Genomic DNA, 13,771 nt, shown 5'->3' on the forward strand with positions numbered 1-13,771 from the left:
AAGCCTGATGCTCGGTGCTGAAGGGGCTAACGCCCCCGCACGACCCGGTCGCCGAGCTCGGTCCGCCGGTACCGGATCTCGTGCCGGTGCCGCTCCCCGACGACCATACCGGCCTCCCGCAGGACCGTGAGGTGTTCCGAGACGGTCCCGAGCGCCAACGCGTGCCGGTGGGCCAGGCGGCTGGTCGAGGTCGGCTCGTCCAGCCCGGTCAACAGGTGCGCGCGGGTGCGGCCGACGAGCTTGGTCAGGGCGGCGGCGGAGGTGCCGCGGCGCGGCTCGAAGGCGTTGCCCAGGCCGCGCGCCGGGTAGACGAGCGTCGGCTGCCAGGGCGCGTCGGTGATGACCACGACCTCGTCCCACTTGAACACGCTCGGCATCAGGATCAGGCCCCGGCCGTCGAGGTCGTGGTGCTCGTCGCCGCCGGGGTCGCGGATCAGGGTGTCGCCGGTCCAGTGCACGGTCGGGTGCAGGTCGGTGAACAGGCCGTCCAGGCCGCCTTCGGCCAGGCGGCGGGACTGGTGGGCGACGTCGGCCTCCAGCAGCGCCCGGATCCGCGGCCAGTGCGGGGCGACCAGGGTCTCCCAGGCGCCGCGGATCAGCTGCGTCAGCAGGCTGAGGACCTCGGCGGGGGCGCCGAGCAGCAGCCGGCCGCTCGGGGTGTCGCGGGCGCCGGGGGTGTAGCGGAGCGCCAGCTCGATCTCGCGGCGCACCACGGGCTCGGGCGTGGCGGCGATCCGGGTGAGCTCGGCGTCGAAGTCGCCGACCGGGGCGGTCGGGGGCGGGGCGAGGAAGTCCGGGGTGTAGCCGCGGCGGGGCTGCAGCAGGACGATCGGGTCCAGTCCCAGGCCTAGCAGGGCCGGGCGCACGCTCTCCAGCCAGCGGCCGTGCGCGCCGGGGCCTTGCGAGCCGGTCGCGTCGCGGATGGCGGACAGCGTCTCGAAGGCCGGCGACACGGCGAACCGGCATCGGGCCAGGTCGGCGGGGCCGAAGCCGAGACTGATGGCCATCTGGCTCCTTCCCTCGGGCTGTCGGCGGGCGGTAAGTCTTCCGGGGTGCTTCTGGGGTCTTTCGGTGGTGGCCGAAAGAGTATCCCTGATCCCAGTGCTCCGGCACGATCTTCCTCGCACCGCGGAACGCTTTGACGAAACGGAGAACGATCATGACCGCCGCCCTGAAGGCCGACGTCAACCGCCAGGTCGCCGCGCTGTTCGCGACCATCGACGACTACTCGGAGGAGGCGTTCATCGCGCAGGTCGACGCGCTCGCCGCCGAGCTGCCCGAGGGCGACGCCGACGGCATCTTCCACCGCGGGAGTGCCCGCGACAGCTGGGGCCACTCCGACCTCGCCGTGCCGCTGTACGCGCAGGCGCTGGAGATCGGGGGCCTGACCGGGGAGAACCGGCGGCGGGCCGTGATCCAGATGTCCAGCTCGCTGCGGAACGTCGGCCGCGTCGAGGACGCGCTGGCGACGCTGCTGAAGGAGAAGGAGACCGGCGGGGAGGACCACCTGTCCCACGCGCTGGACTGCACGATCGCGCTGTGCCTGGCCACGCTGGGCCGAGAGCGTGAGGGGCTGTCGCTGGTGCTGGTCGCGCTGGCCAAGCACCTGCCGCGTTATAACCGGTCGATGGCGAACTATGGCAGGGTCCTGCTTGAGGGCTAGCTTCTACGGCAGGATGACTGCATGTTGATGAAGCGTCATCCCGCGAACCCGATCCTGCGTCGCAACCCCGACCAGCCGTGGGAGGCCGGCTCGGTACTCAACGGCACGGTCGTGCGGGGCGCGGACGGCGTCGTCCACATGCTGTACCGCGCGACCAACGGGGTCGAGTTCAGCACCGCGGGGCAGTACGTGTCCTCGATCGGGATCGCGGACAGCACCGACGGCGTGCACTTCGTCCGGCGCCCCGAGCCGCTGATCGCCCCGGACCAGCCCTACGAGCACGGTCTGGGCTGCGAGGACCCGCGCGTGGTGTACCTCGACGGCGAGTACTACATCTACTACACCGCCGTCGAGGGCACGCCGCCGGACATCAAGGTGCGCATCGCGTTGGCGACGACGCCGGACCTGCGCGCCGACACCGTCACCAAGCACGGCGTCGTCGGTCCGCACGGAGCGCCGTCGAAGGCCGCGACGCTGTTCCCCGAGCCGGTCGACGGCAAGTACCTCTGGTTCTTCACCTGGTGCTCCGACACGCCCGGCGCGGCGATCATCCACACCGTCTTCGACGACCTGGACGCGGTCAAGAACCCGCCGCCGGGCCACGTGGCCGCCGCGATCGACAACTACGACGACACCGCGGTCCTGATCCCCGGCGACCGCGCGGAGCTGGCGAAGAAGCGGGTCCGCCGCGGCCCGGAACTCGGCGCCCCGCCGATCCGCACCGACGCCGGCTGGCTGTTCTTCTACTGCAACTCCGACAGCGAGGAGGAGCCGGAGTGGCAGATCAGCGTCGCGCTGCTGGACCTGGCCGAGCCCTGGCGAGTCATCGCGCGCACGCCCGCACCCCTGCTGACCCCGCAGACCGAGGCAGAGCTGACGGGCGTGGTGAACCGGGTGACGTTCCCGTCCGGCGCGCTGGTGATCGACGGGACGGTGCATTTGTACTACGGCAGCGGGGACCAGGGGATCTGCTTGGCGACGTGCGAGCTCGACGCGCTGCTGGAGCATCTGACGTCGTTCCCGGTGAAGGAAGACGGTCCCTGCGTGGGCTGAGGCTGATCTTCGCGAGAGGCGAATCAGCCCCCGACCGGTGCCGGAGCACCACGCCGGGGGCTGATTCGATGAAGAGCTACAGCGGAATGTTCCCGTGCTGCCCGCGCACCAGCGCACCCCCGCCGATCCCGCCGGGCGCCGCGGCGATCGCCGCCGCGATGGCGCTGCGCGACAGCGCCGGCTCCACGACCTCGTCGACCACGCCGATCTCGATCGCGCGCTGGAGGCCGCCGGAGACCTTCTCGTGCTCGGCCGCGAGTTCCTGCTCCAGTTGCGGGCGGATGTCCTCGGAGACCTCCGCGAGTTTGCGGCGGTGGATGATGCGGACCGCCGCCACCGCGCCCATGACCGCGACTTCGGCGGTCGGCCAGGCGAAGACCTTCGTGGCGCCCAGGGCTCGGGAGTTCATCGCGATGTAGGCGCCGCCGTAGGTCTTGCGGGTCACCAGGGTGACGCGCGGGACCACGCATTCGGCGAAGGCGTGCAGGAGCTTCGCGCCGCGGCGGACCACGCCGTCCCATTCCTGGCCGACGCCGGGCAGGTAGCCGGGGACGTCCACCAGGACGATCAGCGGGACGCCGAAGGCGTCGCACATGCGGACGAAGCGGGCCGCCTTCTCCGCCGAGGAGGAGTCCAGGCAGCCGCCGAGGCGCAGCGGGTTGTTCGCGACGACGCCGACCGTGCGGCCGCCGAAGCGGCCCAGGGCCGTCACCACGTTCGGGGCCCACTTCGGGTGCAGCTCCACGCCGGCCTTGTCGAACACCGCGTTCACCAGCGGGTGGACGTCGTAGGCGCGCTTCGGGGAGGCCGGGAGCAGGTGCGCCAGGTCGCGGTCCTCGACCGAGGGGACGTCCAGCGTGCCCTGGTCGCCCAGCAGCGCGGCCAGCTTGCGGGCGTTGGAGTACGCCGTGTCGTCGGTGTCGCAGACCACGTGCACCACGCCGGAGCGCCGGCCGTGCGGCTCCGGGCCGCCCAGGCGCAGCGCGTCCACGTCCTCGCCGGTGACCGAGCGGACCACGTCCGGGCCGGTGACGAAGATGCGGCCGGCCGGGCCCAGGATCACGATGTCGGTCAGCGCCGGGCCGTAGGCCGCGCCGCCGGCCGCCGGGCCCAGGACCACGGAGATCTGCGGGATCTTGCCGCTGGCGCGGGTCATGGCCGCGAAGACCAGGCCCACCGCGTGCAGCGAGGCCACGCCCTCCTGCAGGCGGGCGCCGGAGGAGTGGAAGAGCGCGACGATCGGGCAGCCGTCGGCCAGGGCGTGCTCGTAGGCGGTCAGGATCACCTGGCAGCCGGTGGCGCCCATGGCGCCGGCCTGGATGGTGGCGTCCGAGGCGTAGGCCACGGTGCGAACGCCGTCGATCAGGCCGGCGGCGGCCAGGAAGCCGGAGTCGTCGACCGGGGTCAGCAGCTCGGTGGTGCCGGCGTCGAAGAGCCGCTCCAGGCGCTTGACCGGGTTGCGCGGGTCGTCCTCGCGCGCGGGCTTGGCCGGCGCCGGGATCGCCGGCGCCGCCGTTGTTTCGGTCAATGACATCGCTGTGCCCTCGGTTCTCAGACGGACCGGAAGGCCACGACCACGTTGTGCCCGCCGAATCCGAAGGAGTCGTTGAGCGCCGCGATCTGGCCCTCGGGCAGCGCCCGCGGCTTGTCGCGGACGATGTCCAGGGTGACCTCGGGGTCCAGGGTCTCGATGTTGATCGTCGGCGGGGCCTGGCGGTGGTACAGGGCCAGCACGGTGGCCACCGACTCGATCGCGCCGGTGCCGCCGAGCAGGTGCCCGTGCATCGACTTGGTGGCCGAGACCGCGACGTCCTCGGCGGCCGAGCCCAGGATCTTGCGGAAGGCCATGATCTCGGCGAGGTCGCCGCGCGGGGTGCTGGTGGCGTGCGCGTTCAGGTGCCTGACGTCGCTCGCCGACAGGTCGGCGTCCTCCAGCGCGAAGGCCAGCGCCTCGGCGACGCCGCGGCCGTCCGGCTCGGGCTGGGCGATGTCGTGGGAGTCCGCGGAGAAGCCGACGCCGGCGGCCTCGGCGTAGACCCGGGCGCCGCGCGCGGCGGCGTGCTCGGCCGACTCCAGGACCAGGATGCCGCAGCCCTCGCCGAGCACGAAGCCGTCGCGGCTGACGTCGAAGGGCCGGGAGGCGTGCTGCGGGTCGTCGTTGCGCTTGGACATCGCCATCATGTTGGCGAAGGCCGCGATCGGCAGCGGGTGGATGGCCGCCTCGGTGCCGCCGGCCAGTACCACGTCGGCGCGGCCGGAGCGGATCATCTCGATGGCGTGGCCGACGGCCTCGGCGCCGGTGGCGCAGGCCGACACCGGCGCGTGCACGCCGGCGCGGGCGTCGAACTCCAGGCCGACGTAGGCCGCCGGGGAGTTCGGCATGAGCATGGGGACGGTGCGCGGGCCGACCGAGCGCGGGCCCTTGGCGAGCAGATCGTCGTAGGCGCTCAGCAGCGTGGTGACGCCGCCGATGCCGGAGCCGACCATCACGCCCAGGCGGTTCGGCTCGGCGGACTTGCCCTCGAAGCCCGCGTCCTTCCAGGCCTCGCGGGCCGCGATCACGGCGAACTGCGCCGAGCGGTCCAGCCGGCGCATCTCGACCGGCTTCAGGTGCGCCGACGGCTCCACCGCGACGCGCGCGGCGAACCGGACCGGCAGCTGCTCGGCCCACTCCTCGGTCAGGTTGCGCACCCCGGAGCGTCCGGCCAGCAGCCCGTCCCAGAACGAGGCGGCGTCTCCGCCGAGCGGCGTGGTCGCACCGACACCGGTGACGACGACAGACTTGCGAGCAGTCACGAGCCTTACCTTCTATCTGGAAGTTCTACGGGTTCTGCCGGCCGGACGGCCGTAGTGCGGGTCCTGCGTCACAACAGGTCTAGCCGGTCGGCTCAGGCCTGGTTCTTCTGGATGTAGCCGACCGCGTCGCCGACCGTGGACAGGTCCTTGACCGCGTCGTCCGGGATCTTCACGCCGAACTTCTCCTCGGCGGCCACGACGACCTCGACCATGGTCAGCGAGTCGACGTCCAGGTCGCCGGTGAAGGACTTGTCCAGCTGGACGTCGGCCTTGTCCACGCCCGCGACTTCTTCGACGATTTCGGCGAGGTCCGCGAGGATCTCATCCTGGGTCAGAGCCATTGTGTGGCGCTCCTTCGTTGGTTTTCTCTGTTGGGTGGATCCCGGATCCGCGGGAAGCGCGGGCCCGGGGTGAATCTAACGGCTAACAGCTAGGGGAGCGTAACGACCTGCGCCGCGTACACCAGACCCGCCCCGAAGCCGATGAGCAGAGCCAGCCCGCCGTGCGGTGCGCTGCCCTCGGAGAGCATGCGGTCCATGGCCATCGGGATGGTGGCCGCGGAGTTGTTGCCGTACTCGGCGATGGTCCGCGCGACCGGCACGTGCTCGGGCAGGTCCAGGACCTTCACCAGCCGGTCGGTGATGCGCATGTTGGCCTGGTGCGGGATGAACGCGTCCAGGTCGCCGGAGGTGATGCCGGCCTCGGCCAGCGCCTTCAGCGAGACCTCGGCCATCTGGTACGAGGCCCAGCGGAAGACCGCCTGGCCCTCCATCTGCAGGAACGGGCCGCGCACCGCACCGCCGTCCTCGCCCTCCTCCGGAACCTCGTTCCAGGGGAAGGTCTGGGTGATGGTGCCGTACTTGTCGCCCTCCGAGCCCCACACCACCGGGCCGATCCCGGGGGTGTCGGAGGGGCCTATCACCACCGCGCCCGCGCCGTCGCCGAAGATGAAGGCGGTGCCGCGGTCGTGGATGTCGGTCAGGTCCGAGAGCCGCTCCACGCCGATCACCAGCACGTACTCGGCGCTGCCGGCCTTGACCATGTCCGAGGCCTGAGCCACGCCGTAGGAGAAGCCCGCGCAGCCGGCGGAGATGTCGTACGCCGCGCCGTTGGTGCCCAGCCGGTCGGCGACCAGGCAGGCCAGCGCCGGGGTCTGGTGGAAGTGCGAGACCGTGGAGACGATGATCGCGCCGAGCTGGTCGCCGGCGATCCCGGCGGCGGCCAGCGCCTTGCCGGCCGCCTCGACCGACATCTCCAGCACGGTCTCCTCCGGCGTGGCCCAGCGGCGCTCGGTGATGCCCGAGCGCGTCCGGATCCACTCGTCGGAGGAGTCGATCCAGGTGATCACCTCGTCGTTGGTGACGACGCGGCTCGGGACGTAGCTGCCGACACCCATGATGCGGGTGTGCGCCGCGCCCTGCTTCTCCCTGATGGTTGCCATGATCGGATCCCCTTTACCGAGTGTCGGGCCGGCTAGACGTACGAGCCGGTCGGGTGGACGCGCAGCAGCGGCTGCCCCGGCGCGACCGGGTCCCCGTCTTCCACGAGCCACTCGAGGATCTCGCCCTCGTGTCGCACCGTGATCTCATGCTCGTCACCGCGGGCGGCGACGGTCGCCACCGCGGTGTCCCGCTCCAGCTTGTCGCCGGCCTCGAAGGCGCCCCGGCGCACCGTCCCGCCGTGCGGGGCGATGACCAGGCGCCAGGTCGGAGCCGTGTCCAGCGAGTCGGCGCCGGCGGACTCGCCGTGCTTGGCGACGAAGGCGCGCGCGGCGTCCAGGTCGTCCGGCGTCTTCAGCGCGAAGGTCTCAACACCCTTCAGTGCGCGCTTGGCCAGACCCGTCAGGGTCCCGGCCGGCGGCACCTCAAGGATGCCGGTTACCCCGAGTTCGCCGAAAGTATCCATGCACAGGTCCCAGCGCACCGGGTTGGAGACCTGGGCGACCAGGCGGCGCAGGACCTCGCGGCCGTCGTGCACGACCGCGCCGTCGGCGTTGGACACCAGCCGGGTGCGCGGGTCGCGCGTGGTGATGCCCTTGGCCAGCCGGGAGAGTTGCTCCACGGCCGAGCCCATGTGTTGGGTGTGGAACGCGCCGGCCACGCTCAGCGGACGCAGCCGGGCCCCGTCGGGGCCGTCGTCCCCGAACCGCGCCAGGTCCTCCAGCGTGCCGGCGGCCACGATCTGGCCGGCCCCGTTGTTGTTCGCCGGGATCAGGTTGTGCTCGGCGATCTTGGCCAGCACCACCTCGCGGTCGCCGCCGAGCACTGCTGTCATGCCGGTCGGGGTGACCGCGGCGGCCTGCGCCATCAGCCGGCCGCGCTCGCGGACGAACACCATGGCCGCCTCGGCGGTGATCACGCCGGTGCCGGCGGCGGCGGCGATCTCGCCGACGGAGTGCCCGCCGGCCGCGCCGATCATCTTGAAAGCGTCCGCCGGGTGCGGGAACAGCGCGAGGGCCGAGGCGATCCCGGAGGCCACCAGCAGCGGCTGCGCGATCGCGGTGTCCCTGATGGTCTCGGCGTCGGCTTCGGTCCCGTAGTGCACGAGATCCAGCCCGGCCACGGCGGACCACCAGGTCAGCCGGTCGGCGAAACCTGGGACCTCCAGCCAAGGGGCGAGGAATCCGGGGGACTGGGCACCCTGGCCCGGCGCGACGAGTACTAGCACGTCATTCACTCTCGTTCGTCAACCGCGAGATTGCCTTTAGCGGGGCGGACGAAGATCATGGTCTGGATCTTGGAGGGTTCCTACAAAGCGTTCGACGGTCCAGCCAACCTTCCCAAGGCCAGCGCCATATGGAGGGTGAACGCGGCGCGCGGTTGCGCGGGATTGAGGCCTGTGAGTTCGCTCACCCTTTTGAGCCGGTAGCGCACGGTGTTGGGGTGGACGAACAGCATTCGCGCGGCGCTCTCCAGCGACGCGGCCTGTTCCAGATACGCCGAAACGGTTTCGAGCAACGCCGCGCCCGCGGACTCCAGCGGCCGATAGACCTCAGCCACCAGTTGAGCCTTCGCGGCCTCGTCGCCGGCCAGGGCACGTTCCGGGAGGAGTTCGGCGGCCAGCACCGGACGCGGCGCGTCGGGCCAGGCACCCGCAGCGCGCACCGCGGACAGGGCGGCTTGGGCGGAAATGCCCGCAGACAGGAGGTCCTCGACAACCGGACCGATCACCAGCGGCCCCGGCCCGAACTCGTTGGCCAGCGCGCGGGTCGCGGTCAGCGGATCGTCGGCGCCGCCGATGATCACCACCAGCCGGTCCGACTGCACCCCGGTGAGCACGGTCAGCCGGGCCCGGCGCGCGGCGCGGTGCACGGCGTCGGCCACCAGCGCGGTGTGCTGCCGGACGTTCTCCCGCCCCGCCAGCGGCTCCGGGGTGGTGCCGACCACCACCACCAGGCCCGAGGCGCTGTCCCAGCCCAGGGCCGCGGCGCGGGAGCGGACGGTGTCGTCCAGCACGTCGCCGCGCATCAGCTCGTCGACGACCAGCGCCTCCAGCCGTGCGTCCCACGCGCCGCGCAGCTCGGCGGCCTGCGCGTAGACCTGCGCGGCGGCGAAGGCGATCTCGCGGGAGTAGCGCAGCATGCCCTCGCGCAGCGCGGCCTGCTCGGCCGGGCCCTGCGCGATCTGGCCGATGCCCTCCTCGACCACTTCTATGGTCGTGCGGACGAGTTCGACGGTCTGGCGCAGGGTCACCGAGCGGGTCAGCTCGCGCGGGGCGGTGCCGAAGACGTCCGCGCTGATCGCGGTACGGTCCTGCGGATTGCGGAACCACTCCACGAAGGCCGCGATACCGGCCTGCACGACCAGGCCGATCCAGGAGCGGTTGTCCGGGGGCATGGCCCGGTACCAGGCCAGGCGCTCCTCCATCCGCTGGATCGCCACACCGGCCAGTGAGCCGATCGACTTCTCCAGACGCCGGACCGCGGCTGCCCGTTGGGCGGGGGTCAGGTCGTCAGTGGTGCCGGTGGTCATCTCCTCATTCTCGCTCACGGAATGGGACGGCCGTGTCCATGTCCGCGCACAGTCCTGGACAAGCAGGAATCATCGGCCATGTCGGGGGTGCTCCGGCGGGCTCGCGTGTGATGCGACGCACAGGTGGCCGGGGGCTGTTCGCGGGTCAACCTTGAGTCGTCCGCGAGCTGTCGGTGAGTCTTCGTCGTATGCATGACTAGTCGCGGTCGAGTGCGTGGTGAAACGGTCATTCCTCAGCAATCTGGTATACGTGGGCTGTGAAGGACACGCACCACCGGGGCCCCGCGACCGCGATCACCGAGCTCCAGGGCACCGCCGAGCAGGGTCGTCTGGTGCTGGCCGAGGTGCTGGACCGGATCGAGGCGGCGTTCCCGGCCGCGGCCCGCCGGCACCGGCTCGGGCCGGGCGCGTGGCTGGTCCCGCTCGGCGTCGGCGGGGATGGCAGCATGCTGATCGCGATGGCGCCGGCCGGCCGGCCGCGCGACCGGGGGAGCGCGCAGCTGGTGTTGTCCGCGACGCTGCTGGACCGCGCGGAGATCGGCGAGGCGGACGCGGCGAAGGCGCTGGGGTGCCTGGAGGGCGTGCCGTTCACCGAGTTCGAGACCGACGCGTTCGCCGAGCAGCTGCCGTTGCTGGCCGGGCTGCTGGAGCGGGTGACGGACAAGCCGCTCGGGGGGTGCGGGGTGGTGCTGGTCGGGCACCTGCTGTCGGACCTGGTGGTACAGGCGCAGACGCTGATCGCGCTCGGAGCGCGGCCCGAGGCGATGACGGTGCTGAAGAAGGAGTACCCGCACAAGCTGCGGTCGCGGGTCGAGGCGCACCTGGCCGCGCTCGGCATCGCGGTGCTGCCGGTGTCGGACGCCGAGACCGCGCTGCGGCTGCACGCGGCACGGGTCTGCGAGCCGAGCGTGGTGATCGACGACGGCGGGCATGTGCTGCCGACGGTGACGCGGCTCGCGCCGGAGTTGCTCCCGAGTTTCCAGGGGCTGGTCGAGCAGTCGCCGGCGGGTATCGAAGAGCTCGGAGACGCGGTACCCGTGCCGGTGTTCAGCGTGGCGCAGAGTGCGGTGAAGCGCGGGATCGAGGCGCGCTGGATCGCCGAGTCCGTGGTGCGCTCGATCCGGGAACTGGTGCCGGAGAAGAACTTCGACGGCGGGCAGGCGCTGGTCATCGGGTACGGCGTCGTCGGGGAGCAGGTGGCGGCGGTGTTGCGGGGGCAGCGGATGCGGGTCGCCGTGTACGACACCGAGTGGCGCCGGCTGGTCGCCGCGCACGAGGCCGGGTACCTGACGGCGCCGGACCTGTCGGCGCTGCTGGACGGCCACCGGCCGACGCTGATCGTGTGCTCGACCGGGCAGGCGGGGCAGGCCGGGCAGGCCGGGGCGGCCGTGCAGGCAGGAGAGGACGGGCAGGCAGGGCAGGCCGGGCTCGGTGGCGAGGATCTGGACTTTCTGCCAGGGGACTGTTTCGTGGCGAGCGTGTCGGGGCGGGCCTCGGAGATCGACCTGCCGGGCCTGATCGAGCGTGCCGAGCGGGTCGAGGAGGTGCCGCGTGTCGGGGTGCGGTACGTGATGCCGAACGGTCCGGTCACCGTGCTCGCCGACGGGCTGCGGGTGTCCGGGCCGCGAGGCGACCGGGTGCCGGCGCGGCAGTCGGATCTGACGATGGCGGCGCTGGTGTGGGGCGCGTGCACGCTGGCCCGGCCGGGGAACGGTTTCGCGGCCGGGCACGACGTGGCGCGGACCGACGCCTCGATCGCCGAGAGCGGGCTGGTGGAACGGTATTACCAGCTCTACGGTCCGGATCGCTGAGGTCTGATTCGCCGAGTCTCGCTACCGCGCGAGGTAGCCGCCGTCGACCGGCGGCACGACACCGGTGCACCGCCGCGGTCAGCCGCCCTGGGCTGCCTTCGAAGGCCGCGCCGGGAGTTTCCCGGCCCCGGCGCGACCTTTCGGCAGTTTGTCAGTGTGTTTCGATATGTGGAGCGGTGATTCAGTGTGCTGCCAGCGTGTTGATCGCCACGGCCGTGGCCGGGCCGCACACGCCGCGCGGGTCCGCCGTGATGTTGAGCATGTTCTGGACGTAGGCGACGGCCTCGGTGGTGCGGGTGTCGTAGACCCCGGTCACCGGGACCCACGTCGGGGTGCCGAGGCGGTCCAGGAGCGTCTGCAGGGTCGAGACGTCCGGGCCGGTGTCGCCGGCCTGCAGCGTGCCCGCGCTCGGCGAGATCTGCGGGGTGCTGCTCGACGGGCTCGGGGTCGGTGTCGGCGTGGGGGTCGGCGTGGTCGTCGGGCCGGTCGGCGTCGGGGTGGTCGGGCCCGAGGTCGGCGTGCTGGGCGTCGTCGGGCCCGACGGGGTCTGGGGCAGCGTCGAGGTCGGCGGCGCCGGCGTCGTGACCGGGGTCGTCGGCGTGGTGGTCGGGGTGCCCGGCGTGGTGGGCGTGGTGCTGAGCGGGGTGCTCGGCGCGCCCGGTGCGCTCGGCGGGTTCGAGGTCTGGACCGGGCCGTTCGTCGGCAGCCCCGGCCCGGAACTGCCCGGGGAGCTCGGCCCCGACGGCGTCGAGGTCGCCTTGGTCGACGTACTCGGCGGCGCGGTGCGGCTGCCGGGCGCGGTCGTGGTCTGCTGGCCGGGGTTCAGCCCGGACGGCGCGCCGGAGCTGGAGGCGGTCGCGTCCAGCGGCGAGGTCGCCGGATCGGAGCTGGCCCCGCTGGAGCCGAGGGTCGAGCCGTCCCCGGAGGGGGCGTTGCTCAAATCGGTGGTGACGGACGAGCCGTTGCTCCCCGACCCCATGTCCACGCTGGACCCGGGTGCCCCGGAGCTGACGGCGTGCACCAGCCCGAGCGCCCCGCCGCTGGCCGCGAGCACCGCGGCGATCGGCACGGCGGCCCGGAACGCGGGACGGCGCGGGCCCCGGTGCCGGCCGCCGTTGCCGCGGTCGAAGGGAGGCAGGTCGCCGCCGTCACCGCCACCGCCGTCGCCGCCGAACCCGGAGCCCGAGCCGCCGAAGCCGCCGGACGACGGCAGCAGCGCGGTCTCGTTCACCGGCCGCCGGACCAGATCACGCCCGACGGCGCGGTCGGACAGGCGCGTGACCTCGCCACGGCTCTCAGGCGCGTGGCCATCGGAGCCGGGTATTCGGCTCTCGCCGGTCGGCCGGAACCACTCGGCCTCGGTACGGCGCGCGGGCGCCGGAGTACGCAGATCGCGCGTGAGGCCTTCGGCACGCTGAGCGGCAGGCGCCGCCGACTGCCGCTGGGGCAGGGCGCCCTGGCCGCCGGGAGCCGGAGGCTGCGGCGCGCTCGGGCGCGGCTGGAACGAAGGGTGCTGCGCGCCGGGAGCGGCCGGGCGGGGCTGGAACGACGGGTGCTGGCCGGTCGGCGCAGCGGGCCGCGGCTGGAACGAAGGATGCTGCTGCGGCGGCGCGCTCGGCCGGGGCTGGAACGAAGGGTGCTGACCGGTAGGAGCAGCGGACTGCGGCGCGGCCGGTCGCGGCTGGAAGGAAGGATGCTGCCCGGTGGGAGCGGCGGGCTGCGCTGCGGCCGGTCGCGGCTGGAAGGAAGGGTGCTGCCCAGGAGGCACACTCGACCGAGGCTGGAATGCCTGGAAGGAAGGCTGCTGCGGGCCAGGCGCTGCGGGCCGCGGTTGGAACGAGGGCTGCCGCGCGGCAGCCGGTCGCTCGCCGAAGAACGGATCCCGTGCCGCCGGCGCGGAATTCGGCTGCGTCCCAGCAGCCTGCGGCGCGTTCGGGCGCGGCTGGAACGAAGGCTGCTGCCCGTGGCCGGCGTGACCGCCCTGGCCACCCTGACCACCGTGCGGCGCACCCTGCTGCCCCGCCCCCGGCACCCACGAGGGGTCCGGCACCCGGCGCTGCGTCATCGGCAGGTTCGCGTCGGTGTGCGGTGCGTTGCCCGCGTTTCCCGGGTTTCCGGTGTTCCATTCCTGGTCGGGCATCGAGCGTTTTTGTCTGGGGGCCGGGCGACGGCCGCCATTCGTATCCGCCACGCTGAACTCCTCCGTTCGCGGGCCGGAACCGGGTGGCGCCGGCGCCGGCTTCGGTGCGCTCTCGCGGGGATCGGTGCGGGTCGCGGGGTCGCGGCGAAACAAGTCCGCTTCGTGCCGTGACTGCACCGGTATCCGGGGTAAGTCGGGCTCCAAAGGCTGCTGCGGTGCGGACATCTCTGCCTCCGTAACGTCCTTCGTGGCGTGGCGCGACTTTGGGCGATCACCGACGCTATCACTCTGATGTTCGTCGGGGGATGTGAATCAGGCTATAGGCCGGTACCGGCCT

General features: G+C 72.5%; 11 protein-coding genes. 3 read left to right on the forward strand and 8 right to left on the reverse strand.

Annotation, left to right across the window (positions count from 1 at the left end; translation table 11 throughout):
- Positions 1–26: 26 nt before the first annotated feature.
- On the reverse strand, positions 27–1,007 hold the full coding sequence (locus ABH935_RS24625) for a DUF5937 family protein (RefSeq protein ID WP_370380274.1): 981 nt from the start codon (positions 1,005–1,007) through the stop codon (positions 27–29).
- A 152-nt stretch (positions 1,008–1,159) separates the two neighbouring features.
- Here ABH935_RS24625 and ABH935_RS24630 point away from each other — a divergent pair, with 152 nt between their 5' ends.
- Together ABH935_RS24630 and ABH935_RS24635 are read left to right on the forward strand one after the other, a co-directional pair.
- Entirely contained in the window at positions 1,160–1,663 is a 504-nt protein-coding gene (locus ABH935_RS24630) for a tetratricopeptide repeat protein (protein ID WP_370380275.1), read from the forward strand.
- Positions 1,664–1,684: 21 nt separating this feature from the next.
- Positions 1,685–2,716, forward strand: coding sequence for a hypothetical protein (locus ABH935_RS24635; protein ID WP_370380276.1), 1,032 nt, complete (start codon positions 1,685–1,687; stop codon positions 2,714–2,716).
- 76 nt (positions 2,717–2,792) lie between these two features.
- Here ABH935_RS24635 and ABH935_RS24640 read toward each other — a convergent pair whose 3' ends face one another.
- The 6 genes from ABH935_RS24640 to ABH935_RS24665 form a co-directional block, all read right to left on the reverse strand.
- Positions 2,793–4,250, reverse strand: coding sequence for an acyl-CoA carboxylase subunit beta (locus tag ABH935_RS24640; protein ID WP_370380277.1), 1,458 nt, complete (start codon positions 4,248–4,250; stop codon positions 2,793–2,795).
- Between the two features lie 17 nt (positions 4,251–4,267).
- Positions 4,268–5,512 (reverse strand): beta-ketoacyl-ACP synthase II, encoded by a 1,245-nt coding sequence (gene fabF, locus ABH935_RS24645; protein WP_370380278.1) that lies wholly within the window; start codon positions 5,510–5,512, stop codon positions 4,268–4,270.
- A 92-nt stretch (positions 5,513–5,604) separates the two neighbouring features.
- On the reverse strand, positions 5,605–5,853 hold the full coding sequence (locus tag ABH935_RS24650) for an acyl carrier protein (protein WP_370380279.1): 249 nt from the start codon (positions 5,851–5,853) through the stop codon (positions 5,605–5,607).
- A gap of 89 nt (positions 5,854–5,942) precedes the next feature.
- On the reverse strand, positions 5,943–6,953 hold the full coding sequence (locus tag ABH935_RS24655; protein WP_370380280.1) for a ketoacyl-ACP synthase III: 1,011 nt from the start codon (positions 6,951–6,953) through the stop codon (positions 5,943–5,945).
- Positions 6,954–6,985: 32 nt separating this feature from the next.
- On the reverse strand, positions 6,986–8,179 hold the full coding sequence (locus ABH935_RS24660) for an acyltransferase domain-containing protein (RefSeq protein ID WP_370380281.1): 1,194 nt from the start codon (positions 8,177–8,179) through the stop codon (positions 6,986–6,988).
- A gap of 80 nt (positions 8,180–8,259) precedes the next feature.
- Positions 8,260–9,483 (reverse strand): PucR family transcriptional regulator, encoded by a 1,224-nt coding sequence (locus ABH935_RS24665; RefSeq protein WP_370349788.1) that lies wholly within the window; start codon positions 9,481–9,483, stop codon positions 8,260–8,262.
- Between the two features lie 257 nt (positions 9,484–9,740).
- Here ABH935_RS24665 and ABH935_RS24670 point away from each other — a divergent pair, with 257 nt between their 5' ends.
- Positions 9,741–11,294 (forward strand): hypothetical protein, encoded by a 1,554-nt coding sequence (locus ABH935_RS24670; RefSeq protein ID WP_370380282.1) that lies wholly within the window; start codon positions 9,741–9,743, stop codon positions 11,292–11,294.
- Between the two features lie 181 nt (positions 11,295–11,475).
- Here the strand turns inward: ABH935_RS24670 and ABH935_RS24675 are convergent, their stop codons facing one another.
- Positions 11,476–13,434 carry a peptidoglycan-binding protein gene (locus tag ABH935_RS24675; protein WP_370380283.1) on the reverse strand — a complete coding sequence of 653 codons (1,959 nt, stop codon included), beginning with the start codon at positions 13,432–13,434 and terminating at the stop codon, positions 11,476–11,478.
- Between the last annotated feature and the right edge of the window lie 337 nt (positions 13,435–13,771).

The sequence above is a fragment of the Catenulispora sp. GAS73 genome, from assembly GCF_041262085.1.
Lineage (GTDB): Bacteria > Actinomycetota > Actinomycetes > Streptomycetales > Catenulisporaceae > Catenulispora.

Coding starts and splice junctions, on each gene's coding strand:
- ABH935_RS24625 (WP_370380274.1), bottom strand. CDS start 1,007: ATGGCCATCAGTCTCGGCTTCGGCCCCGCCGACCTGGCCCGATGCCGG.
- ABH935_RS24655 (WP_370380280.1), bottom strand. CDS start 6,953: ATGGCAACCATCAGGGAGAAGCAGGGCGCGGCGCACACCCGCATCATG.
- ABH935_RS24665 (WP_370349788.1), bottom strand. CDS start 9,483: ATGACCACCGGCACCACTGACGACCTGACCCCCGCCCAACGGGCAGCC.
- ABH935_RS24675 (WP_370380283.1), bottom strand. CDS start 13,434: ATGCCCGACCAGGAATGGAACACCGGAAACCCGGGAAACGCGGGCAAC.
- ABH935_RS24630 (WP_370380275.1), top strand. CDS start 1,160: ATGACCGCCGCCCTGAAGGCCGACGTCAACCGCCAGGTCGCCGCGCTG.
- ABH935_RS24650 (WP_370380279.1), bottom strand. CDS start 5,853: ATGGCTCTGACCCAGGATGAGATCCTCGCGGACCTCGCCGAAATCGTC.
- ABH935_RS24640 (WP_370380277.1), bottom strand. CDS start 4,250: ATGTCATTGACCGAAACAACGGCGGCGCCGGCGATCCCGGCGCCGGCC.
- ABH935_RS24635 (WP_370380276.1), top strand. CDS start 1,685: ATGTTGATGAAGCGTCATCCCGCGAACCCGATCCTGCGTCGCAACCCC.